Source organism: Dokdonella sp. (assembly GCF_017744955.1).
In the GTDB taxonomy this organism is placed as follows: domain Bacteria; phylum Pseudomonadota; class Gammaproteobacteria; order Xanthomonadales; family Rhodanobacteraceae; genus Dokdonella_A.
Genome location: NZ_JAGIAG010000004.1, coordinates 55,471 through 74,582, shown reverse-complemented (window position 1 = coordinate 74,582; position 19,112 = coordinate 55,471). Strand labels below are relative to the sequence as shown.

The window sequence follows — 19,112 nt, the reverse complement described above, 5'->3', positions numbered from 1 at the left end:
GGCGGCTGACGGGCTGGGAGAGGAGTCCGATCGGCGAGGCGTGATTGGTGTCGAACGGCAGACTCATGGGGTCGATGAGGTCGTTGGTGTCGTCGCGCATATGCATTCGGCCCGTTCGATCGAGGATTCCGCGCGATCCTCCTAGCCGGAGTGTACTTCCGGATATCGAAGTGGACGGGCATGGTCGTCTCGTTTCACTGGTCGTCGCCCATCGGCGGATGATCGAGCGTCCATTCTTTCGCCGTGGCTGCGACGACCAGCGAGCCGACAAGCCGAACGCCTGCGGGGCGTGCGCCATGCGAGACGATCGAAGCGCCATGGCTGCGGCCTCCGCCTCCGACACGAAATCCGCAAGGTCGACTCCGACCTGCTTCGCGTTGGTTTCGCATGACCAATTGGCCTGCACACCGCTCATGCACTGCTGCTAGAAAGAGACCCCGATCTCCGGTTTGAAGGAACGCATCCCTTGAAGGCCAAACGAACCCACCCATGCGCGCTGGCCGCGCTCGTCCTCGCGACGCTGCTGCCGTGGAGCGCAGGCTTCGCGACGGAAGCGGAAGCTCCCTCGTGCCGAGCCCTCGCGACCCGCGCCGATCCGGTCGCGACCGTCGAGACGACACTGGCCGGCGTGCCGGCCATCCTTCGCGTGCCGAAGACGATAACCCAGCCGCCGATCGTCCTCTGGCACGGCTTCGGTCCGCCGGCGAGCGAGCAGGCGCTGATGGAGGCGTTGCCGCTGGACGATGTGCCGGCGATCAAGGTGTATCTGGGACTTCCGCTGTTCGGCAAGCGCGCCGAAGCAGGTGGCGTCGAGGCGCTGAAGCGTCGGCAGGCGAACGACTTCGCCTCGCAGATCTTCGCGCCCGTCGTGGTCGGCGCGGCGGAGGAATTGCCGGCTGTCGTAAACGCATTGCGCGCGATGGGCTGCCTGGCGCGTGACGGAAAGATCGGCCTGTTCGGTTTCTCGGGCGGCGGCGCGGCGGTCCTGCTGGCGCTGGCCGAGCACGAGGTGCCGGTCGGTCGCGCAGTCGTGCTGAATGCATCGACCGGCCTCAGCGCGTCGATCGCTGCGTTCGAGAAGGCGACCGGGAGGCCGTATGCGTGGAGCGACGCGGCGCGTGAACTCGCGCGTCGCACCGATGCCGCGGGTCGCGCCGGCGAGATCGCCGCGGGGCATCCGCCGGTCGCGCTGCTCATCGTGCAAGGCACGGCGGATGCGACGCTGACGCCGCAGCTCGCCACCGATCTGCATGCCGCGCTGAAAGCCAAGTACGCGGCGCGCGACGCGCAGCGATTGCAGCTGATCCTTGCGCAGCACATGACCCACAACGTGACCGACGCCGGCAGCCTCGGCGAGGTGGGGAAATGGGCCGGAGACTGGTTCAACCGCTGATGAGTGCTGGAACGAACCGGAGCCGAGACCGACTTCCCGCCCGTTTCGATCCCGCCCGCGACTGGGTACGATCCAGCCACCATCACGAACACTCAAGGGGAGAACATCATGCGTCCGATCGTCCTGATGATGCTGGGTCTTGCGGCGACCTGCGCCGGTTCGGCGTGGGGGCTGGACATCAACGGCAACACGATCGGCATGCCGATCGAGCAGGTGGCCAAGCCCTACGGCAAGCGTTGGACCTGCGACACGGCGACCGATGCGCGGGCGGGCGACAAGATCTGCCGGAAGAGCACGGCCGTGGACGAGTTCCCGCGCATGCAGAACGACTATTTCGGTCGCAACCACGTCGCCATCTTCTATCGCTTCCACGACGATCGGCTGGTGCAGGTCCGCGTCTCGGGACTGGCGAAGGATCGGTTCGACGACGTTCTCGGCACGCTGACGAAGGCGTACGGCGAGCCCAAGCGTGAAGCGGGCAGCGCACAGGACGCGTCGGGGAAATCGTCCGACCGCACCACCGCGCGTTGGGAAAGCGAGGGCGCCGTCCTCGATCTTTCCTCCGGTAACCAGCCGAAGTCGCCCGCGTTGAGCCTGTCGCTCTACGACGCGGCGTACTGGAAGACGGACAGCGCGGCGCCCAAGGCCGACGGCGGCTGAGGCGGGAAGGCGCCGGGCCGGCGAATCGTCTTCGCCCGGACCGGCGCCGTGAGTCTGCGGCGGAAGATACCCGCCGCACGTACATTGCCGATTGAGCTGAAGCCGCGCGAGAAGCAAGCGCCTCGCGCGGGCGCGTCGCCGTCCGCGCGATTCATCCGCGCAGGATCTTCTCCATCGCCTTGCCCTTGGCCAGCTCGTCGATGAGCTTGTCGAGATAGCGGATCTTGCGCATCAGCGGATGTTCGATCTCTTCCACGCGAACCCCGCAGACCACGCCCGTGATCAGGCCGGCGTTCGGGTTGAACGCCGGCGCCTGGCCGTAGAAGGTTTCCAGGTCGTTGTCGCTGTCGAGCTGCTGGCGCAGGCCCGCCGGCGTGTAGCCGGTCAGCCAGCGGATCACCTGGTCGAGTTCCTCGCGCGTGCGGCCCTTGGCCTCGGCCTTCTTCACGTACATCGGGTACAGGCTGGCCCAGCGGATCGCGAAAACCTTGTCCTGGCGCATCGAATCTCCCCCGACCGTGTTCGCGCGGCTCAGCCGTGCGAGGGCTTCCATCCTGCGGGCGGCACGGTGTTGACCATCCACGGCACGCCGAAGCGGTCGACCAGCGAGCCGTATCCGGGCGACCAGAAGGTTTCGGCGAACGGCATCACCGTCTTGCCGCCTTCGGCGAGCTGGTCGAACCAGCGCCTGGCTTCGGCGCTGTCGTCGGTGTGCAGGGTTACGTCGAAACCGTTCTTCGGTTTTTCGATGTTGGGCGCCCAGGCCACGTCCATGTCCGCGCCCATCAGCGCTTGGTCGCCGACCTCGAGCCAGCAGTGCATCAGCCAGGTCTTGTATTTCTCGTCGGTGATCGGCATTCCCGGCGGCCCGTCGCCGTAGGGAAACGCGGCGGTGATCTTGCCGCCGAGGACTTTGGCGTAGAACTCGAACGCTTCGCGGCATTGCCCCTGGAAGCTCAGGCTGGTTACGATCTTCATGGGTCACCCGGTGTTCGGTGGTGGGACTGGATACGTACCACACCGGCCGTTAAGCGCGCGTCCGTGCCATCCGCCGTCGTCGGTCCGGCCTCGCTCCACGCGCGAGCGATGTGTTCGTGACGGAAACCCGCTCGAGGTTCCTTCGCCCGATCCGCGAAGTCGACCGCGCTCTCCGATGCGGCGCGAGCCGATTCCCGCACAGGAACCGGCTCGCCGCATCGGGGCTACTGCGGCGGCGTCTCCTCGAATCCGTCCGCGAAGATGACGTCCCGCTCGCGCACGCCGGCGCTGCTCTGGTTGTTGCCCGCAGGGTCGGTCAGGCTCGATCCCTTCGGCAGCGCGACGCTCGCCGTGTTGTAGAACTCCGCGTATTCGTTCGCGGGATCGGACGCGGGAATCAACTCGCCGCGCAATTCGAACTGCACTGCGGCGCCCACCGGCAGCGAGGAAACGACTGTGTCGAGCGTGCCGGTGCCCGACCCCGGCGAGGGGCACGCGGCTCCGACCGCCGTCAGGCACTGCCAGGTCACGGTGCCGGCATCCAGGCGGTCCGGCGGCAGGTCGAGCACGCGCACATCGGCGGCATCGGCCGGGCCGTCGTTGCCGACGAGGATCGAATAGCTCACCGTGTCGCCGAGATTCACCACGGCGGCGTCGGCGGTCTTCTGGATCCACAGGTCCGCTTCCGTCGGCACGACGATGTCGACCGTCGACGTCGCCTGCGGCGCCGCCGTGAAGTTGTCGTCGCCGGCCTGGTCCGCGGACAGGACGCACGAGCCCGCCGCCACCATCGTCACGGTCGTGCCGTTGACCGTGCACACGCCTGGGGCGAGCGAGCCGTAAACGATCGGTGAACCCGAATTCGGCTCGGCACTGGTGGCGAGCGGCGCGATGGCGAAGGTGCTTGCCGCATGGAACCAGCGGCTCGGCTCGGTCTGCGCCGGGAACGTCAGCGACTGGCCGGCCTGCGCGATCACCAGCGATTGCGACACCTGCGGCGCCGGATTCCACGCGACGTCGCCCGGCTGGTCGGCGGTGATCGTGCAGGTGCCTGCCGCGACGATCGACACGGTCGTCGCGTTGAGCGTGCACACGCCGGGGGTGAGCGAGCCGTAGACCACGGCGAGGCCGGAACTCGCGATCGCCGGCGGATCGACGGGGAATGTTCCGCCCAGGCTGTAGGTCCGGCCGGGTTGCGGGCCGAAGATGATGGTCTGGTTGCCCATCGGCGTGACGGGATTGCTGGGCGTGGATGAGGCGCCCGTGCCCACGCCATTGATGGCCGCGACGGTGCAGGTGTAGGTCGTGCCGTTGGCGAGGCCGGGTACCATGATGGGCGGTGCGGTTCCGCCGGCACTGACGCTGTTCGTCCCGTCGGTGCAGGTCGCGGTGTAGCCGGTGATGGGGTCTCCGCCGTCGCTGGCGGGCGCCGCCCAGCTCACGTCCACGACGGCATCGCCGGCGCTGGCGACGATGTCCGTGGGCGCGGCGGGCGCGACGGGCACCACCACGATGGAGTAAGGGCGTGAACCGCTGCAGCCGCTGGCGTCGCTGACCGTCACGGTGAAGTTGGACGTGCCCGCCGTCGTCGGCGTGCCCGACACGGTGCCGTTGAACGACAGCGTCATTCCGGGCGGCAGAGCGCCGGCGGTGATGGCGTAGTTCGGCGCGCCCAGGGCCCCCGTCTGGCTCAGGGACTGGCTGTAGGACTGGCCCCAGGTCGCGTTGGGCAACGAGGACGGCGAGATCGTCAAGGCCGGGCAGACGTAGGGCATGTAGACGACGTTGTCGACGCCGATGTAGTCGGAGTTGGATCCCGACGGCCCGGCGCCGGTGACGAAATAGCGAAACGCCAGGCGACCGGAGGTCGGTGCGGGAAGCCCCGACATCGTGATGGTGTATTGCGTCCACACCTGGGGATAGACGTTGATCGTCAGGGTCGGGTTGATCGACAGCATCAGCGTCGTGAAATCCCCCACGACTTGTGCGCCCGAACCCACGTTCGTGCTCGCGCCGTTCGTGCTCAGGCGCACTTCGAGGCGGTCGGGATAGTCGATCTGGCCCGGCCCGATGGTCGGCTTGCGGGTGAAGAACGTGAAGACGTCGCCGTTGCGGAACGTGCGGTTCGGCGCGATCAGCCAGTCGCTGATCGTGCCCGTGCCGCCCGTGGTGGCGCCGAAGTTGGCCGCGATGTAGGCGTTCGGTGCTCCGTTGTACGCATTGAATGGCCCCGGATCGGGCGACGCGGTGGTGGGAATGCCCTGGTACCAGCTGTTCGGCCCCAGCGGGTTGCTGTTGTTCTGGATGACCCAGCCTTGCGATGCGAGCAGGGCGACGTCGTCGAAGTTCTCGACGAACGCCTGCGCACAGGCCGATCCGGACACGGCGGCGAAAAGAAGGCTCGCGGTGGCGCGAAACACGCGTGCGCCCACGCCTGGGCCTGCGCCGGTGGAGGTGGCGAGGCAATGCCTTCCGAAACGACGGACGAGTGATGACATGGTGACGATCCCCCCTAGGATGACGGCCTCAACACTACCATGCGCTCGCGCTGTGGAGCAGCCGTTGCAACGCGCTGCGTGCGCGGCCGATGCCGGGAAAATCGTTCGACCGCAACGCGCGTTGGGAAAGCGAAGAGGTCGTCCTGCTGGAGTTCGCTTCGTTTGCGTGCGCGACGCCCATCGGGGCGCTGACGCACGATGTGCTGCGGCGTCGTTCCAGGCGGTTGCCGGACGAGCGGGTGCAGCTGCCGCCGCGTGCGGAGCGGAGTACGATGCGACTGCCGGAGGATTCCGGAACCGCGTCGACTCCGGGGGGAGGCTCGTCATGCATCGGTCGTTCGTCGTCCTGTCTGCGGCCGCGATGTTCGCGTCGGCGTATGCGCCACGCGCGTCGGCGCTCGATGCGATCTTCGCCGACGGTTTCGAGTTCCGCGATTTCCCCGCCCAGCCGATCATCGACGCCGGCGCGCCGGCGGATGCGCCGGCGCTGTTCGGCGCTGCCGGTGCGCCGAGTGGCGGGCCGTGCCTGGCCGATCCGCAGATCGGCACGCTGTTTCCCGGCAACTGGATGCGCCCGCGGTTCACGTGGATTCCGAGCGGCAGCGAGAACCTGTTCGAGCTGCGCCTCGCCGCGCAGAACCAGAGCAACGCGCTGGTGGTGTACACCACGGCGTCGTCGTGGACGATGCCCGCCACCGTCTGGGCCGCGTTGTCGCAGCACACCGTCGACCGGCCCATCACGGTGACGGTGCGCGGCGCGACGTACGCGTCCGGCAGCCTGACCAGCGGACCGGAGCTTGGATCGAGCGGTGCCGTGCGGGTGGCGCCGGTGTCCGCGCCGGGCGCGATCGTGTACTGGACCAACACCAGCAACGGCATGTGGCTGCGCGGGTTCCGCATCGGCGACGAAAACCTGAAGGACATCCTCGCTCCGGCCGATGCGGGGGCCGGCTGCTTTGGCTGCCACACGGCGACGCCCGACGGCGCCTGGGTCGGATTCTCGGCGGGCGAGGGCGGCGGCGCCGGACTGGGCCTGCTGTCCGCCGACGGCCAGCACCTCACGCCGTCTTTCATCAGCAGCAGCGCGCAGATGCTGATGGCGCGCCAGGATCAGGACGCGCCGTCCTTCTCGCCGCTGCACTGGACCAGCGGCGACCGCGTCGCGCTGACGATGTACCAGAACCAGATCATCTGGACCGACCTCGAAGCCGCCTCGGCGGCGCAGGGCGACGGGTGGGGTGTTCTCGCGCGCGGCGGCGAGAGCACGAATGCGGCGTCGGCCTCGTTCGCGCACACCAGCGACGACATCGTGTACGTGTCGACGCCCGATGCGGTCTCCATCGGCGTGACGGTGACCAATGGCGACATCCACGTCGTGCCGTACAACAACCGCGCGGGTGGCACGCCGGTTGCGGTCGTGGCGAGCGGCGACAACGAGTACTACCCGGCGTTCTCGCCCGACGACCGCTACATCGCCTACGACCGCGCTCCGGCCGGCACGAACAGCTACAACAACGCGCAGGCGGAGGTGTACGTCGTGTCCGCGAACGGCGGTCAGCCGGTGCGCATCGCCGCCAACGATCCGGCCTCGTGCAGCGGCCTCAGCAGCCCGGGCGTCACCAACAGCTGGCCGCAATGGTCGCCCGCGGCGGGCGACGCCGCCGGCCGGCGGTTCTACTGGCTGACGTTCTCCTCGACGCGCGCCGGCGGTGCGCCGCAGATCTACGTCGCGCCGGTCGTCGACGACGGCACCACACTGATCACCTATCCCGCGCTGTATCCGTGGAACCAGGCCGCCGGCGACGCCAGCCACACGCCGGCGTGGGGCAACTTCGCGATTCCGTTCTGATCCGCGGGCTTCGGCTTCCGCCGAAAGAAGCGATAGGTTTTCCTGCTCGACGTCGGATGCCCGCAAGTGCCGGGCACGACCAGGCGGCGCGCCGGATTCAGGAGGTATCGTCGCCGCCGCGCACCCGCTGCACGCGCGTGCGATACGCGCCCACGTTGTCGCCGCGGATGCGCGTCTCGCGCGTGCCCTTCACCTCTTCGACCTTGCGCTCGGAGCCGGTCACCGGCTTGGCCTCGACGGCGGTCTCGCGCTCGAACGCGTGCGATTTGTCGGTGTTGCGGTAGTACCGGTACAGGGCCCAGTACAGCGTCGTCGCGCCGGCCGGGCCGAGGGCGAGCAGCCAGAGTCCGCCGTCGTCGCTCATGAGGAATTCCCGATGATCCAGAGGGCGATGCCCTCGAGGAAGGTGCCGACGGTGATCGCGGTCATCAGCAGCTTCCACTGCTGCACCGGTACGCTGCCCATCGTCTCGCCGGTGCGGCCGTTGACCGCGATGTAGTGCAGCAGGCCGCCGTTGCGACCGGGCTGGTGATACGAATACAGCCAGACCGGCAGGTACATCGACACCCAGCGCGTGCCGTGCACGTCGAGGCGTTCCTGCTCCCAGCGCACGCCGCGGTCGTAGCGGCGCACCGAGCTTTCCACCTGCGCGCGGGCGATCGACAGCAGCTGGTCTTCCACGCGCGGGCGCAGGTTTTCCACGTCCTGGTTGCGTTTTTCCGAGGTGAAGCCCGACAGGTACGACGCGTTCCACTTCACCGCGTTCTTGGTGTCGAACGGCAGGATCGTGTTGATGATGTTGTTGGTGTTGACGCGCGTATCGAGGTTGCCGCGTTCGGTGGAGGATTCCAACGGCAGGTCGTCGACGGTGAAGTCGACGTGGCGTTCCACCTGGTACACGTCGGCGTCGTAGTAGGTCTTCTTGTCGTTGCCGGTGCCGCGCGTGTAGCGACGCGTCTCGATCTCGCCCTTGCCGGCGACGTCGGCGCTCGCGTTGGCGTCGACGATCATGTAGGGCAGGTAGACGCCGACGACATTCTCGGGCGTGAACTGCTCCTTGAACTCCTTCAGCGCGAACAGACGCCGCTTGTCGACGAACTGGCGGATGCGCGCGACGGCGTCGTCCTTTTTGATGTGGAACGGCAGCACCGCGTCGGGCACCGCGCCGTTGGCGATCTGCTCGTTGACGCCGAGCACGTGGCGGCACCAGTGGCAGCGCGCCGTCATCGCGTTCTCGGTGTTGACCGTCACCTCGGCGCCGCAGCCGCCGCACTTGAAGGTCATCAGGCTGGCGGCGTCGGCGGCGATGTCGCGTGCGCCCGAAGCGATGACCGTGCCCTTGAGCTGGTCGATGCCTTCGCCGAGGCCGAATTCCTCCTCGACGCGCGCCGCCTGCCATTGATGGCGGCAGTACAGGCAGACCAGCAGGTCGCTGCCGGCCCGCTGGCGGATCTCGGTCGAGCCGCATTTCGGGCAGCGGTTGACGCCGTCCTTCAGCTCCTCCGCGGACGTGTCGATGGCGACCGGATCGGGCGCCAGCACTTCGTTGCGGATCGGCTCGGGCAGCGTCGCCGGGTCGATCGGAAAGCTGCCCGGTGCCGGCGGCACGTCCTGCGGCGATCCGGGCCCGGCGGGAGGCGCCGCCGGGGGCTTGGTGGCGTTGGACATAGGTCTTCGCGCGATTCGTCGCTTACAGGCCCAGCGCCTTGGCTTTGAGCGAGTCGTAGTCGGCTTGCGTGATCAGGCCGAGGTCGAGCATCTCCTTGGCCTTCTTCAGCTTGGCCACCGGATCGTCGGCCGCCGGCGCGGCCGGCGCCACCGGCTGCTGCAGGCCGCCGATGCCGCCCATCATCCCCGAGGCCATGCCGATGCCCATCATGCCCGCCGCGCCGCCGTTCTCGCCGGCCGACTGGATGCCCGCGGCGACGCTGGCCTGCAGGTTGGAATTGCCGCGCGCACCGGACAGCGCATCGGCGCGCTGCACGTTCTTCAGCAGCTCGCGCGTGTTGGCGTCGTATTCGATCGAGACGATGGCGGTCTTGACGATGGTCAGGCCGCGATCGGATTTCCACTGGTAGGCCTGTTCCACCGCGTCGGACAGGCTCTTGGCGAAGCCGACCGAATCCTGCTGCAGCTTGGTGATGCGATTGCCCTTGCCGGGATCGTTCGTGTACAGGCTGAACGCCGGCGCGAGCGAACCGACCACTTCGTTGAACAGCTGGCTGGCGGCGGCGTTGTCCATGTCGGTGAAATCGAACATCTGGCCGGGCTGCAGGTACGAGGCCGGCACGAAATTCTTCACGAACAGGATCGGGTCGACGATCTTCAGCGTGTAGGAGCCGCGCGTGACCGCGCCGACCTGGGTGTTGAGGAAGCCGTCGTCCCAGTAGATTTCCGACTGCGTGCCGAAGCGGTTGTCCGGCAGCTCCTTCAGCGAGACGAAGAACGCGGCCTGCTGCGAGCCCGGCTGGCCGCCGAACTTGAAGCGCTCCCAGCTCTGCTTGATCAGCGAGTCGACCAGACCGCCGCCGGTGAAGATCGACTGCGAGTTGATGTCGTCCGAGCGCCACTCGTAGCCGCCCGGCTCGGCGGCGAAGCCGGTGATCTTGCCGTCCTGGAACAGCAGCAGCCCGTAGCCCTCGGGCACGACGATCTTCGACCCGTTGGTGATGATGTTCGACGAGCCCTTGGTGTTCGAGCCGCGTCCGGCATTGGTGCCCTGCGGCACCGCGGCGAACAGCGCCGCCGTCGCCGGCAGGCCGCCGGGAACCGTGTAGAAGTCCTTCCACTGGTCGGCGAGCGTGCCGCCGATCGAACCCACCACTGCCTGAACGAGACCCATGACATCTCCCTGCGGTTCGTGGTCGGGCGACGTACCCGCCATGCCGGGCGAACTATACGATCCCGGGCGCAGGAGGAGTGGGCGGGGAGAAAAAAAGTTGGGGCGGAGATCCTGAAAACGTGGGTTGGGTCGATCTCGCCACGCAAGTCGGCACTCGGGTGCGGCGGAGGACGCTCTCCTCACTCCCGCTGCAATCGCTCCAGAATCTCGCCGGCGTGGAACACGCGGTTTCGACGCCGGGCGGGTTCGGTGAGGATGCCGCGCGCGACGAGCTGGTCGATGGCGCGGTTCGCCGCGACGAAGGAGATGCCGAAGGATTGGGCGACCTGATTGACTGAAGTCACGGGATGGCCGAGCAGGAAGGTCGGCAGTTTCCGTGCGGTGGCGTCGGATCGCAGCGTCGACAGTTGCGTGAGCCAGCGTTCGCGCAGCGCGTTGAGATCCTGCGCGATGGCGACGGCGCTGTCGCAGGCTCCGACCACGGCGCGGCAGAGCAGGATGAACCATGGCGTCCAGTTGCCGTGCAGTTGCACGTCGGCGAGAGCGTCGTAGTAGGCGCGGCGATATCTCAACAGCATTCCGGACAGATACAGCGGCGGATAGCCTTCCGCCGCCAGGATCAACGGCATCAGCAGTCGTCCGGTACGGCCGTTGCCGTCGGCGAAGGGATGGATGGTCTCGAATTGCGCGTGGGCGATGGCGATCTGCGCGACGGGCATCAGCTCCCATTGTTCGTCGTCCCGAGGTGCGTACCTGAGCATCGAGGCTTCGAGCTCATCCATGCAGGCGGGAATCGCGGCCGGGGGCGCCGGAACGAAGATCGCGTCCTCGATGCGACCCGCGCCGATCCATGCCTGCACGTCGCGGTATTCGCCGGGACGGGCGGCGGGAGTGTCCTGCAGGAGGATCGCGTGCATCTGGCGTATCAGGCGCGTATCCAGCGCGGCGCGCGAAGCGGGCGAACGGATTGCATGCAGTCCTGCGTCCAGCGCCTGGACGTAGCGTTCCGTGACCGTGGCATCGGCGGGCAGGCCGTCGATGCCGTGCGTCGCCTCGTACTCCAGGAGTTCGGGCAACTGGGTGCGCGTGCCTTCGATCTGCGAGCTTTGCACCGCTTCGCGACGTGCCAATGTGCGCGTCACCATGTCGGTGTTCGGCAGCAGGGCAATGGTGACCTTCAGCCGCTCCAGCGCCTGCATCGCGCGAGCGATGTCCTGCGCGACGGCGGCGCCATCCGGCAGTCGTCGCGGTGTCGGTGGCGCGACGAGGGCCATGCAGTGGGGATGACCGTCGCATCGGACCAGATAGGCTCGCAGCGCTGCGCTGACGTCGGTGCGACGCATGGCGGAACCCCTCGATAGAGTTCAATGAGCCTGCCATCTATTTAACTTTAAGGCAATAGTTTTAAATAAAGAGCAGTGTTATTGAACGCTCGAACGACCTCTGGATTGTGCGTGGGACGTTCGCACCGGTTTTCGGTACTGTCCGCTTATCGTCTCTGGGAGGGGAATCACGATGAACCGTCGATCCGTGCTTCGGCCGTTGCCGATGATCCTGCTGGCGCTCGTGCTGGCGAGTTGCGACACCACGCGAAAAGCGACCACCGAAACCGCCAACGCCCCCGCATCCACCGCGCTGCCGCTGTTCGACACATTCGGCGACCTGCACCGCGACGTGGGCACCCGCGTGCCCGCCGCGCAGCGCTATTTCGACCAGGGCCTGCGCATGGCCTACGGCTTCAACCACGAAGCGGCCGGGCGCGCCTTCGCCGAAGCGGCGCGGCTGGATCCGCAGTGCGCGATGTGCGTCTGGGGACAGGCCCTGGTGCTGGGGCCGAACATCAATCTGCCGATGGAGCCGGCGCTGGCGAAGGACGCCACCGCCTTCGCCGCGCGCGCCGCCAGCCTGGCCGGATCGGCGAAGCCGGCCGATCGTGCGCTGATCCAGGCGCTGCAGGCGCGCTACGCGGATCCGGCGCCGGAGGATCGCAAGCCACTGGATCGCGCCTACGCGAACGCGATGGCGCGCGTGGTCGAGCAGTTCCCCGATGACGACGATGCCGCGACGCTGTACGCGGAAGCGCTGATGGATCTCTCGCCGTGGGCGTACTGGGAAAGCGACGGCAAGCCGGCGGAATTCACGCCGCGCCTGCTCGGCGAACTCGAGCGCGTGCTGGCGCGAAATCCGCGCCACATCGGCGCGATGCACTACTACATCCACGCCACCGAAGCCTCACCCGAGCCGCAGCGCGCCGAACGCTACGCCGATGCGCTGGCGGCGCTGGCGCCGGGGTCCGGCCATCTCGTGCACATGCCCGCGCACACCTACATCCGTCTCGGCCGCTACCACGACGCGACGCTGACCAACTTCGCCGCCAGCACCGCGGACAAGGATTTCCTGGCGGTGTGCCGCGGCAGCAACGGCGTCTATCCACTCGGCTACGTGCCGCACAACTGGCACTTCGCCACGATGACGACCGGCCTGACCGGCTCGCGTGCGATGGCGCTGCTGGCGGCGAAGCAGACGGCCAGCCGCGCCGATCGCGCCGCGATGGGACAGGCGCCGCTGGAATTCATGCAGCAGTTCGTCGTCGCGCCGCTGCTCACGCAGGTCCGCTTCGGCGATTGGGACGACATCCTGTCCGATGCCGCCACGCCGTCGGAACCGCCGTATCCGACTGCGATCCGCCACTTCGCCCGCGGCATGGCGCAGGTGCGCAAGGGCGCTTTGGCGGAGGCCGCGCGCGAAGCCGACGCCCTGCACGCGATCGCGCGCGATCCGGCGATGGCCAAGGTGAGCTTCTTCGACATCAATCACGCCGACGCCGTACTGCGTGTGGCCGATGGGCTGCTGCGCGGCGAGGTGTTGCGCGCACGCGGCGAGCACGCGCAGGGCATCGCCGCGCTGCGCGAAGCGGCAGTCGCCGAAGACGCGTTGGCCTACAACGAACCGGCCGACTGGCCGCTGCCGGTGCGCCCGTATCTCGGCGCTGCGCTGCTCGAAGCGGGCGACGCGCACGGTGCGGCGGAAGCGTTCGGGCAGGATCTGAAGTCCTACCCGCGCAACGGCTGGTCGTTGTTCGGCCTTGCGCAGGCGCAGCAGAAGCTCGGGCAGGCCGACGCGGCGCGCGAAACTTCGCGCTTGCAGGCGGCGGCGTGGCAGTGGGCCGACGCGCCGTTGACGGCGTCGCGCTACTGAACGCCGTTCGGCTGTCCGTGATCGCCGCCTTCGAAACTCGGGTTCGTGCTGATCTCGGGCCGAAGCGGCGGCGCCGGAAAATGCATTCTCGAAAGCCGGCGATCCGCTGAAGCTCGTGCCCATGGATGACTCATCGCTGCCGCCGCTCACCTTCGCCGTCATCGAGGCGCGTATCCAGGCGATGCCGGAGGGCCCGGTGTCGCTTCTCGATACGCCGCGATGGGCTGTCGTCCTCTACGCAATCGGCGTGGTCGCGGCGTTCTTCGGCATCCTGCCGTCCTTGCTGATGCAATTCTGGGAGCCGCGTCCTTGGATGGCTTGGATGGCGCGTGGCGGCCTCGTCGTCATGTGCGGTACGTGCGCGCTGCCGGCGCTGCAATCGATGTGGGCGCTTCTGACGCACATGCTGCGTTTCAAGAAGTCGATGATCGAGCAGATGGATCACGATCGCGTGGCCGTCGGCGCGCTTGCACGCTGGCTGGCGCGGTATCCGAAGCCGGTGCTGGTAGACCACCTTCGCTTCGCCCAGCACGCGCAGGCGAGACTCCAGGCGAAGCTCGGCTTCTTGGCCGGCAGCCTGGACAAGCTCGGCATCCTTCCCGCGGCAGCTGCCGTCGTCATTGCCTTGCAGAATTGGAACGGCGCCCGGTCGATTCCCGCGTGGCTCGCGATTGCCGGCATCTTCCTGGCGCTGCTCTGGCTCGTCGGCGTGTTAGCCGCTGACGTGCGTCTGCGCGTGCATTTGTTCGAAACCCTTCTCGGCGAAGCCATGAGATTTCAGGAGTCAGAGGAGGCGGAGGCTCGGTCGAGCGGGGCGACCGGCTACGGCTTCCGATGTGAATGAGATTTTGTTCATCACACGATCGCGTATGCGGCCGATCGTTCCAGTGTCGTGTGATGTGCTGCGATTGCGCACAAGGTAGACGAACTAGGCCGCAGGGTGTCCGCGCATGCCCATCGCCGCGGCCGCGCTCATGATGCGCAGGAGACGTTCGCGCACGGTATTGGCGAGCTACGCTTGGAAAAGCGCTGCGGCGTCGTCGAACCAGTCTTCTTTGCTCTTGCTTCCGTCCTTGCATGCGAGACATCGATATGAAGTCCCATCGCCTTGCTTTCTTTCTGCTCGCCGCGTCGATTGTCGGTTCTCCCGGCGTATCTCGTGCGCAGTGCGTCGAATGCGCGCAACAGATGTTTCAGGCCACGCTGACCACCAACGCCTGGTACAACATCAACCAGGACCAGATCGACCGGACGCGCAGCAGCGATGCGAGAAACGGCACCTGCTACGACGCCAATCGGGATTTCGAAGGATGCCGGGGGCGGGCGACGAGCGGGAGGTCCACGGGCATCGCGCCCGCGGCCGCCGACCGGGCGGAGAGTGTCGTGCTGGCCGTGCTCGAGGCCGAGCATCGGCGTCGCGTCCGAGCGTATGGCGAGGCGAACGCCAACCAGTGGCTCAACAAGGCGGCGGGCGACACGGGCCGCCAGGTCGGCGCGCTGACCGCGGAGTATCGGCGCCGCGCGGGCACGAACGGCGGCGCCGGCGTCGACACGTGGTACGTGGAAAGCGCATCCCGGATCGCCACGCGCTATGTCGACGGAGGCCGCGGCGCCGGCGCCGAAGAAACGAACGCAGGCGACATTCCGGCTGCGACGCGCAAACGCGCGGAAGAGGCGACCTTCGCCGTGTTCGAGCCGGAGATCGACCGCCGCAGCAAGAAGGACGGGCAGGCGGCGACGGTGGCATGGGCGCGGTCGATGGGGACGGCGGTGGGAGCCGGAGTCAGGAATCTGGCCCCTGAGTACCTGCAGCGCGCGAAGGTCGACGGCCAGGCGAGCGCCGAGGCGTGGTACGTCGAGCAGGCGAGGAGCCTGGCCACGCGGCAAATCCACAGCCGGCGCTGATTCGCCTGCGCGAAATCCGGGCGCAGCCCGTTCGATGCCGGGCCGAGCGAAGTGCGGCGTGGCGCCGCTGCCTCAATCGCGCGACGCCGCCAGCAGCGGATCGGACTGTACGAAGGCGTGCAGGTGATCCACCAGCGCGCGCACCCGCGCCGGCAGGTAGCGTTGCTGCGACCACACCGCGAACATCGGCCGGCGACGCGGCGTCCAGCCGTCCAGCACGACGCTCAGCGCGCCGCGCGCGACGGCATCGCGGGTCAGCGTGGCCGGGCAGAGCAGCACGCCGAGTCCGGCTTCCGCGGCGGCGACGGCCAGCCGCATTTCGTCGACGCGCAGGCGCGCTTGCGGATGCAGGGTCTTTTCCTCGCCGCTGGCCGGATCGCGCAGCGACCACGTCAGCAGCGGCGTGGCGATGATCGCGTCGTGTCCGGCCAGTTCGCGCGCATGCGTCGGCGTGCCGCGTCGCGCGAGATAGGCCGGCGAGGCGACCAGGTGCACGCCGATCTCGCCGAGCCGCTTCTGCGTCAGCAGCGAATCGCCCTGTGCGCCGACGCGGATCGCCAGGTCCGCACCGCTGCCGACCAGGTCCTGCACGGTATTGCTGAGCTGCAATTCCAGGTTCACCTCGGGATGCGCCTCGAGAAAGCCGGCCCATGCCGGCATCAGCGTCGTGCTGGCGAGGTTCACGGGCGCCAGCACGCGGATGTGGCCGGCGATGCGGCGGAGATTGTCGTCGAGCGATTGCGTGGCCTGGGTCAGTGCGTGCACCAGCGGCCGGCATTGCTCGTAGTACTGCAGACCTTCGGCCGTGGGTTGCAGGCGCCGCGCGCTCCGGTGCAGCAGGCGGCAGCCGAGGTCGCGTTCCAGTGCTTGCAGGCGCCGCGTCACGGTAGCGGCCGGAAGGTCGAGACGTTCGGCCGCGGCACTGAGGCTGCCGGCCTCGACGATGGCGACGAACAGGGCGATGGCGTCGAACATGGCTGTCCTATGATTGCTGATTCGGCAATCATAGATTGATCCGCGTCGTCTATTTTCGGAAGTTGGATATTTCTACTCTGTGCGCCGTCCCCATACGGAGTGCCTCCATGTCCCAGTCCCAGCTTCTCCGCTTCGTCTTCTCCGGCCTGATGTCCTTGTGGATGTCGCTGCTGATGACCGCCTTCGTCGTCTGGCTCAATCTCGGTTTCGACAGCAGCTATCTCCTGCGTTGGCGGCAGTCCTTCCTGTCCGCATGGCCGGCGGCCTTCGTCATCGTGCTGCTGTTCGGTCCGGCGGTGCAGCGGCTCAGCCACGCGCTGGTGGCGCGACTCCCGGTCTGGGCGTGGCGGCGCTGAGGCGGCAGGCCGCGGATGCCGATCCGGCGGCGTCGAATGATGCGCGAGGTGTCTGGCCGCATCGGGTTCCTGCTGGCGGCCGTTATTCTCGGCGAGCCGGTCGCCTGGAGCAGGATCGCATCGACGTTGATCGTCGCATGGTGCGGAAACGCTTCGCCTGAGCGCGAGGCGGGCACGTTCGCCGCGCGAAGACGTGCGGTCGCAGCGGGCCGGCTGTTCTCACGCGTCGGTTTGAGGTTCGGCCGGGTAGACGAGCGTGCCGTCGGATCGCACCACCGCACCGGGCGTCAGGCGGGCGGGCTCCAGGCGGCCCTTGCCCATGAGGTGGAAGACGGTCTCGCCGGCGGCGAGCAGATAGTCCGCCACGATGCGCCGGTGGCAGCGCCACCACACGGCCTCCGAGCACATCAGTGCGCAGCGTCGCTCGCGTGCCTGATCGACGACCTGCGCAAGGCCGTCGCGGAACGGCGGCGACAGCGCGTAGTCGGCGTAGCGATGGAAGCTCGCGTTCCGCCACAGGCCATTGAGTTCCTTGGGCACGTCCGCTGATTTACCGCGAAGGCCGCCGAGGGCGGCGACGTGCTCGTAGGCGATGTCGAGATCCGCGAGCGAGCCGGCGAGGACGTCTTCGTTGAACTGCGGATGCGCTCTCGATCCGGGCAGCTTGCGGATGTCGGCGAGCAGGCCGATGTCGACTGCCGTCAACAGGCCGGTGAACTCGGCGAGGCTTCGATCGGAATGGCCGACGGTGTAGAACGGCAGTTTCACGCGTCGCCCTTCAATCGTGTGCGAGCGCGCCGCCCTTGTGGACGGCGACGTGATCGGTCCTGTCGCTTCGGATCTCGTACTGGGGATCCTCCGCCGAGGCATGGTGCACGTAGCCCTTCCAGTCGAAGTCGCGCGTGTGTACGGCGGTGATGGTGCCGGAGACCCAGCCGGCCTCCGAGTTCCAGCGGACGTGATCTCCTCTCTTGAGCGTTGGGGTCATCGTTTGGCTCCTGTGGTCCCCGGCGCCCGTGCCTGCATGCAGTCTAGTCCTCTTCGCGATTCGTCGAGACCTGCACGTGACGAGCTGCGACGGTAGCGGCGCGGAGGGCGACGTCGGCCACTGGCGATCGCGGAACGGACGCGGCAATGCGGTGAATTGCGTATGGCTGCCATCATGTAATATCGTAAGTTACATGATAAGAAGGCGAGTTCCTTCGCGCTTCACGCCATTGCGCGTGGCACGGACGTATCCGCTTCCGGTCTCTTTCGAACAGCGATCCGCACCCCGTGAACAAACCGACGTTCGACAACGATTACTGGGACCAGCTCTGGTCGAAAACCCTGCGCGAGCATGCCGACAAGGTCGCCCTGCGCCCGCCGAACACGCATCTGCTGACGGAGATCGCGACGCTTCCGCCGGGACGTGCACTCGACGCCGGCTGCGGGCACGGCGCGGAGACGCTGTGGCTCGCCGCGCGGGGCTGGCGCGTCGACGCGGTGGACTTCTCCCCGACGGCATTGACCCACGCGCGCTCGCTGGCCGAACGGGCAGGGCAAGCAGTGGCCGGCCGGATCGATTGGATCGAGGGCGATCTCGCGCGCTGGACGCCGGCGCCGGGTCGCTACGACCTGGTGGTGTGTCTGTACGTGCACATTGCCGGCACGGTCGAGGATATGGTGGAGCGGATGGCATCCGGTGTCGCGCCTGGCGGCACCTTGTTCCTGGTCGGGCACCGGCCGATCGATCCGGCGACCGGCGCCGCCACGCTGGCGGCGAACCAGGTGCAGGTTTCCGTCGAGGCCGCGGTCGCTGCGCTCGATCCCGACGCATGGGAATTTCTCGTCGCCGAGGAGCGTCCGCGCGCGCACGCCGGAACGGGCGTGGATGCGCTCGTGTGCGCACGTCGTCGCGCTCGCGAGGGCAGCAGTGGAATGCAGACGTGAAGAAGGACAGCCGTCTCTCTTCCGTCCTCCACGTGCTGCTGCACATGGAGCAGAGCGACGGCCCGCTCACGTCCGACGCGCTCGCGCGCATGCTCGGCACGAACCCCGTGGTCGTGCGCCGCGTGCTGTCGAGCCTGCGCGAATGCGGCTACGTCGCTTCGACGAAAGGGCACGGTGGCGGCTGGGTCGTGGCCTGCGATCCTCGGGTCGTGACCTTGCTCGACGTCTATCGCGCCGTCGGCGAGCCGACCGTGTTCGCGATGGGGCATCGTCTCGAAAAGCCACGGTGCCTGGTCGAGCAGTCCGTCAACGAGGCATTGGACGGCGCCTTCCGTGCCGCCGAAGCACTGCTGGTGGAGCGCCTCGGACGCGTCACGCTGGCGGATCTCGCTGCGAGTCTCGGCCGTCGCATGAAGCACACGCGGCTCCAGTCCTGCAGGAACGACACCCGCACAGGACCATGACGTCGATGTCTTCCCGATGCGATCGTCGGCGACGGCAGTAATTTCCGACGGCCGGACTCGTG

General features: G+C 67.8%; 19 protein-coding genes. 9 read left to right on the top strand and 10 right to left on the bottom strand.

All coding sequences use genetic code 11. The annotated features are described in order from the left end of the window. Positions 1 to 466 precede the first annotated feature (466 nt). Together J7520_RS10885 and J7520_RS10880 are read left to right on the top strand one after the other, a co-directional pair. On the top strand, positions 467 to 1,393 hold the full coding sequence (locus J7520_RS10885) for a prolyl oligopeptidase family serine peptidase (protein ID WP_291187971.1): 927 nt from the start codon (positions 467 to 469) through the stop codon (positions 1,391 to 1,393). 3 nt (positions 1,394 to 1,396) lie between these two features. Continuing rightward, positions 1,397 to 2,053 (top strand): hypothetical protein, encoded by a 657-nt coding sequence (locus tag J7520_RS10880; RefSeq protein WP_291187967.1) that lies wholly within the window; start codon positions 1,397 to 1,399, stop codon positions 2,051 to 2,053. A 151-nt stretch (positions 2,054 to 2,204) separates the two neighbouring features. Here J7520_RS10880 and J7520_RS10875 read toward each other — a convergent pair whose 3' ends face one another. The 3 genes from J7520_RS10875 to J7520_RS10865 all read right to left on the bottom strand — a co-directional run bounded on the left by J7520_RS10875 (position 2,205) and on the right by J7520_RS10865 (position 5,856). Continuing rightward, positions 2,205 to 2,555, bottom strand: a complete 351-nt coding sequence (locus J7520_RS10875; RefSeq protein WP_291187965.1) for a DUF2200 domain-containing protein — start codon at positions 2,553 to 2,555, stop codon at positions 2,205 to 2,207. A gap of 29 nt (positions 2,556 to 2,584) precedes the next feature. Continuing rightward, entirely contained in the window at positions 2,585 to 3,031 is a 447-nt protein-coding gene (locus J7520_RS10870; RefSeq protein ID WP_291187962.1) for a VOC family protein, read from the bottom strand. A gap of 224 nt (positions 3,032 to 3,255) precedes the next feature. Then, a complete protein-coding gene (locus J7520_RS10865; RefSeq protein ID WP_291187959.1) occupies positions 3,256 to 5,856 on the bottom strand; it encodes a choice-of-anchor J domain-containing protein in 2,601 nt (866 codons plus the stop codon). Between J7520_RS10865 and J7520_RS10860 the strand changes: the two genes are divergently transcribed. Then, on the top strand, positions 5,855 to 7,378 hold the full coding sequence (locus J7520_RS10860) for a hypothetical protein (RefSeq protein ID WP_291187956.1): 1,524 nt from the start codon (positions 5,855 to 5,857) through the stop codon (positions 7,376 to 7,378). The genes J7520_RS10865 and J7520_RS10860 overlap by 2 nt on opposite strands. 97 nt (positions 7,379 to 7,475) lie before the next feature. On the opposite strand, the gene J7520_RS10855 is transcribed toward J7520_RS10860, so the two are convergent. The 4 genes from J7520_RS10855 to J7520_RS10840 form a co-directional block, all read right to left on the bottom strand. Then, positions 7,476 to 7,742: a hypothetical protein gene (locus J7520_RS10855; protein WP_291187954.1), complete on the bottom strand. Its 267-nt coding sequence runs from the start codon at positions 7,740 to 7,742 to the stop codon at positions 7,476 to 7,478. Then, positions 7,739 to 9,046, bottom strand: coding sequence for a TFIIB-type zinc ribbon-containing protein (locus J7520_RS10850; protein ID WP_291187952.1), 1,308 nt, complete (start codon positions 9,044 to 9,046; stop codon positions 7,739 to 7,741). The genes J7520_RS10855 and J7520_RS10850 overlap by 4 nt, the downstream gene beginning before the upstream one ends. Positions 9,047 to 9,068: 22 nt before the next feature. Beyond that, positions 9,069 to 10,220 carry an SPFH domain-containing protein gene (locus J7520_RS10845; protein ID WP_291187950.1) on the bottom strand — a complete coding sequence of 384 codons (1,152 nt, stop codon included), beginning with the start codon at positions 10,218 to 10,220 and terminating at the stop codon, positions 9,069 to 9,071. A gap of 179 nt (positions 10,221 to 10,399) precedes the next feature. Beyond that, entirely contained in the window at positions 10,400 to 11,563 is a 1,164-nt protein-coding gene (locus J7520_RS10840) for a Fic family protein (protein WP_291187948.1), read from the bottom strand. Positions 11,564 to 11,735: 172 nt separating this feature from the next. Here J7520_RS10840 and J7520_RS10835 point away from each other — a divergent pair, with 172 nt between their 5' ends. The 3 genes from J7520_RS10835 (at position 11,736) to J7520_RS10825 (ending at position 15,323) form a co-directional block, all read left to right on the top strand. Next, positions 11,736 to 13,418, top strand: coding sequence for a hypothetical protein (locus tag J7520_RS10835; RefSeq protein ID WP_291187945.1), 1,683 nt, complete (start codon positions 11,736 to 11,738; stop codon positions 13,416 to 13,418). Positions 13,419 to 13,539: 121 nt separating this feature from the next. After that, positions 13,540 to 14,262 carry a hypothetical protein gene (locus J7520_RS10830; protein ID WP_291187942.1) on the top strand — a complete coding sequence of 241 codons (723 nt, stop codon included), beginning with the start codon at positions 13,540 to 13,542 and terminating at the stop codon, positions 14,260 to 14,262. A 248-nt stretch (positions 14,263 to 14,510) separates the two neighbouring features. Further along, the gene (locus J7520_RS10825; protein WP_291187939.1) at positions 14,511 to 15,323 is read left to right on the top strand and encodes a hypothetical protein; all 813 of its coding nucleotides are present in this window, start codon (positions 14,511 to 14,513) and stop codon (positions 15,321 to 15,323) included. Positions 15,324 to 15,395: 72 nt separating this feature from the next. Here J7520_RS10825 and J7520_RS10820 read toward each other — a convergent pair whose 3' ends face one another. After that, positions 15,396 to 16,298, bottom strand: coding sequence for a LysR family transcriptional regulator (locus tag J7520_RS10820; RefSeq protein ID WP_291187936.1), 903 nt, complete (start codon positions 16,296 to 16,298; stop codon positions 15,396 to 15,398). Positions 16,299 to 16,405: 107 nt separating this feature from the next. Between J7520_RS10820 and J7520_RS10815 the strand changes: the two genes are divergently transcribed. Continuing rightward, positions 16,406 to 16,654 carry a DUF2798 domain-containing protein gene (locus J7520_RS10815; RefSeq protein ID WP_291187933.1) on the top strand — a complete coding sequence of 83 codons (249 nt, stop codon included), beginning with the start codon at positions 16,406 to 16,408 and terminating at the stop codon, positions 16,652 to 16,654. A gap of 219 nt (positions 16,655 to 16,873) precedes the next feature. On the opposite strand, the gene J7520_RS10810 is transcribed toward J7520_RS10815, so the two are convergent. After that, positions 16,874 to 17,422, bottom strand: coding sequence for a DUF488 domain-containing protein (locus J7520_RS10810; RefSeq protein ID WP_291187931.1), 549 nt, complete (start codon positions 17,420 to 17,422; stop codon positions 16,874 to 16,876). Positions 17,423 to 17,432: 10 nt separating this feature from the next. Beyond that, positions 17,433 to 17,642 carry a DUF2945 domain-containing protein gene (locus J7520_RS10805; RefSeq protein WP_291187928.1) on the bottom strand — a complete coding sequence of 70 codons (210 nt, stop codon included), beginning with the start codon at positions 17,640 to 17,642 and terminating at the stop codon, positions 17,433 to 17,435. Between the two features lie 287 nt (positions 17,643 to 17,929). Here J7520_RS10805 and J7520_RS10800 point away from each other — a divergent pair, with 287 nt between their 5' ends. Together J7520_RS10800 and J7520_RS10795 are read left to right on the top strand one after the other, a co-directional pair. Then, positions 17,930 to 18,586, top strand: a complete 657-nt coding sequence (locus tag J7520_RS10800) for a class I SAM-dependent methyltransferase (RefSeq protein ID WP_291187925.1) — start codon at positions 17,930 to 17,932, stop codon at positions 18,584 to 18,586. Next, positions 18,583 to 19,050: an Rrf2 family transcriptional regulator gene (locus J7520_RS10795; protein WP_291187922.1), complete on the top strand. Its 468-nt coding sequence runs from the start codon at positions 18,583 to 18,585 to the stop codon at positions 19,048 to 19,050. The genes J7520_RS10800 and J7520_RS10795 overlap by 4 nt, the downstream gene beginning before the upstream one ends. The last annotated feature ends 62 nt before the right edge of the window (positions 19,051 to 19,112 follow it).

Coding starts and splice junctions, on each gene's coding strand:
- J7520_RS10860 (WP_291187956.1), top strand. CDS start 5,855: ATGCATCGGTCGTTCGTCGTCCTGTCTGCGGCCGCGATGTTCGCGTCG.
- J7520_RS10850 (WP_291187952.1), bottom strand. CDS start 9,046: ATGTCCAACGCCACCAAGCCCCCGGCGGCGCCTCCCGCCGGGCCCGGA.
- J7520_RS10870 (WP_291187962.1), bottom strand. CDS start 3,031: ATGAAGATCGTAACCAGCCTGAGCTTCCAGGGGCAATGCCGCGAAGCG.
- J7520_RS10830 (WP_291187942.1), top strand. CDS start 13,540: ATGGATGACTCATCGCTGCCGCCGCTCACCTTCGCCGTCATCGAGGCG.
- J7520_RS10840 (WP_291187948.1), bottom strand. CDS start 11,563: ATGCGTCGCACCGACGTCAGCGCAGCGCTGCGAGCCTATCTGGTCCGA.
- J7520_RS10865 (WP_291187959.1), bottom strand. CDS start 5,856: ATGACGAGCCTCCCCCCGGAGTCGACGCGGTTCCGGAATCCTCCGGCA.
- J7520_RS10845 (WP_291187950.1), bottom strand. CDS start 10,220: ATGGGTCTCGTTCAGGCAGTGGTGGGTTCGATCGGCGGCACGCTCGCC.
- J7520_RS10815 (WP_291187933.1), top strand. CDS start 16,406: ATGTCCCAGTCCCAGCTTCTCCGCTTCGTCTTCTCCGGCCTGATGTCC.
- J7520_RS10835 (WP_291187945.1), top strand. CDS start 11,736: ATGAACCGTCGATCCGTGCTTCGGCCGTTGCCGATGATCCTGCTGGCG.
- J7520_RS10875 (WP_291187965.1), bottom strand. CDS start 2,555: ATGCGCCAGGACAAGGTTTTCGCGATCCGCTGGGCCAGCCTGTACCCG.
- J7520_RS10805 (WP_291187928.1), bottom strand. CDS start 17,642: ATGACCCCAACGCTCAAGAGAGGAGATCACGTCCGCTGGAACTCGGAG.
- J7520_RS10855 (WP_291187954.1), bottom strand. CDS start 7,742: ATGAGCGACGACGGCGGACTCTGGCTGCTCGCCCTCGGCCCGGCCGGC.
- J7520_RS10820 (WP_291187936.1), bottom strand. CDS start 16,298: ATGTTCGACGCCATCGCCCTGTTCGTCGCCATCGTCGAGGCCGGCAGC.
- J7520_RS10825 (WP_291187939.1), top strand. CDS start 14,511: ATGAAGTCCCATCGCCTTGCTTTCTTTCTGCTCGCCGCGTCGATTGTC.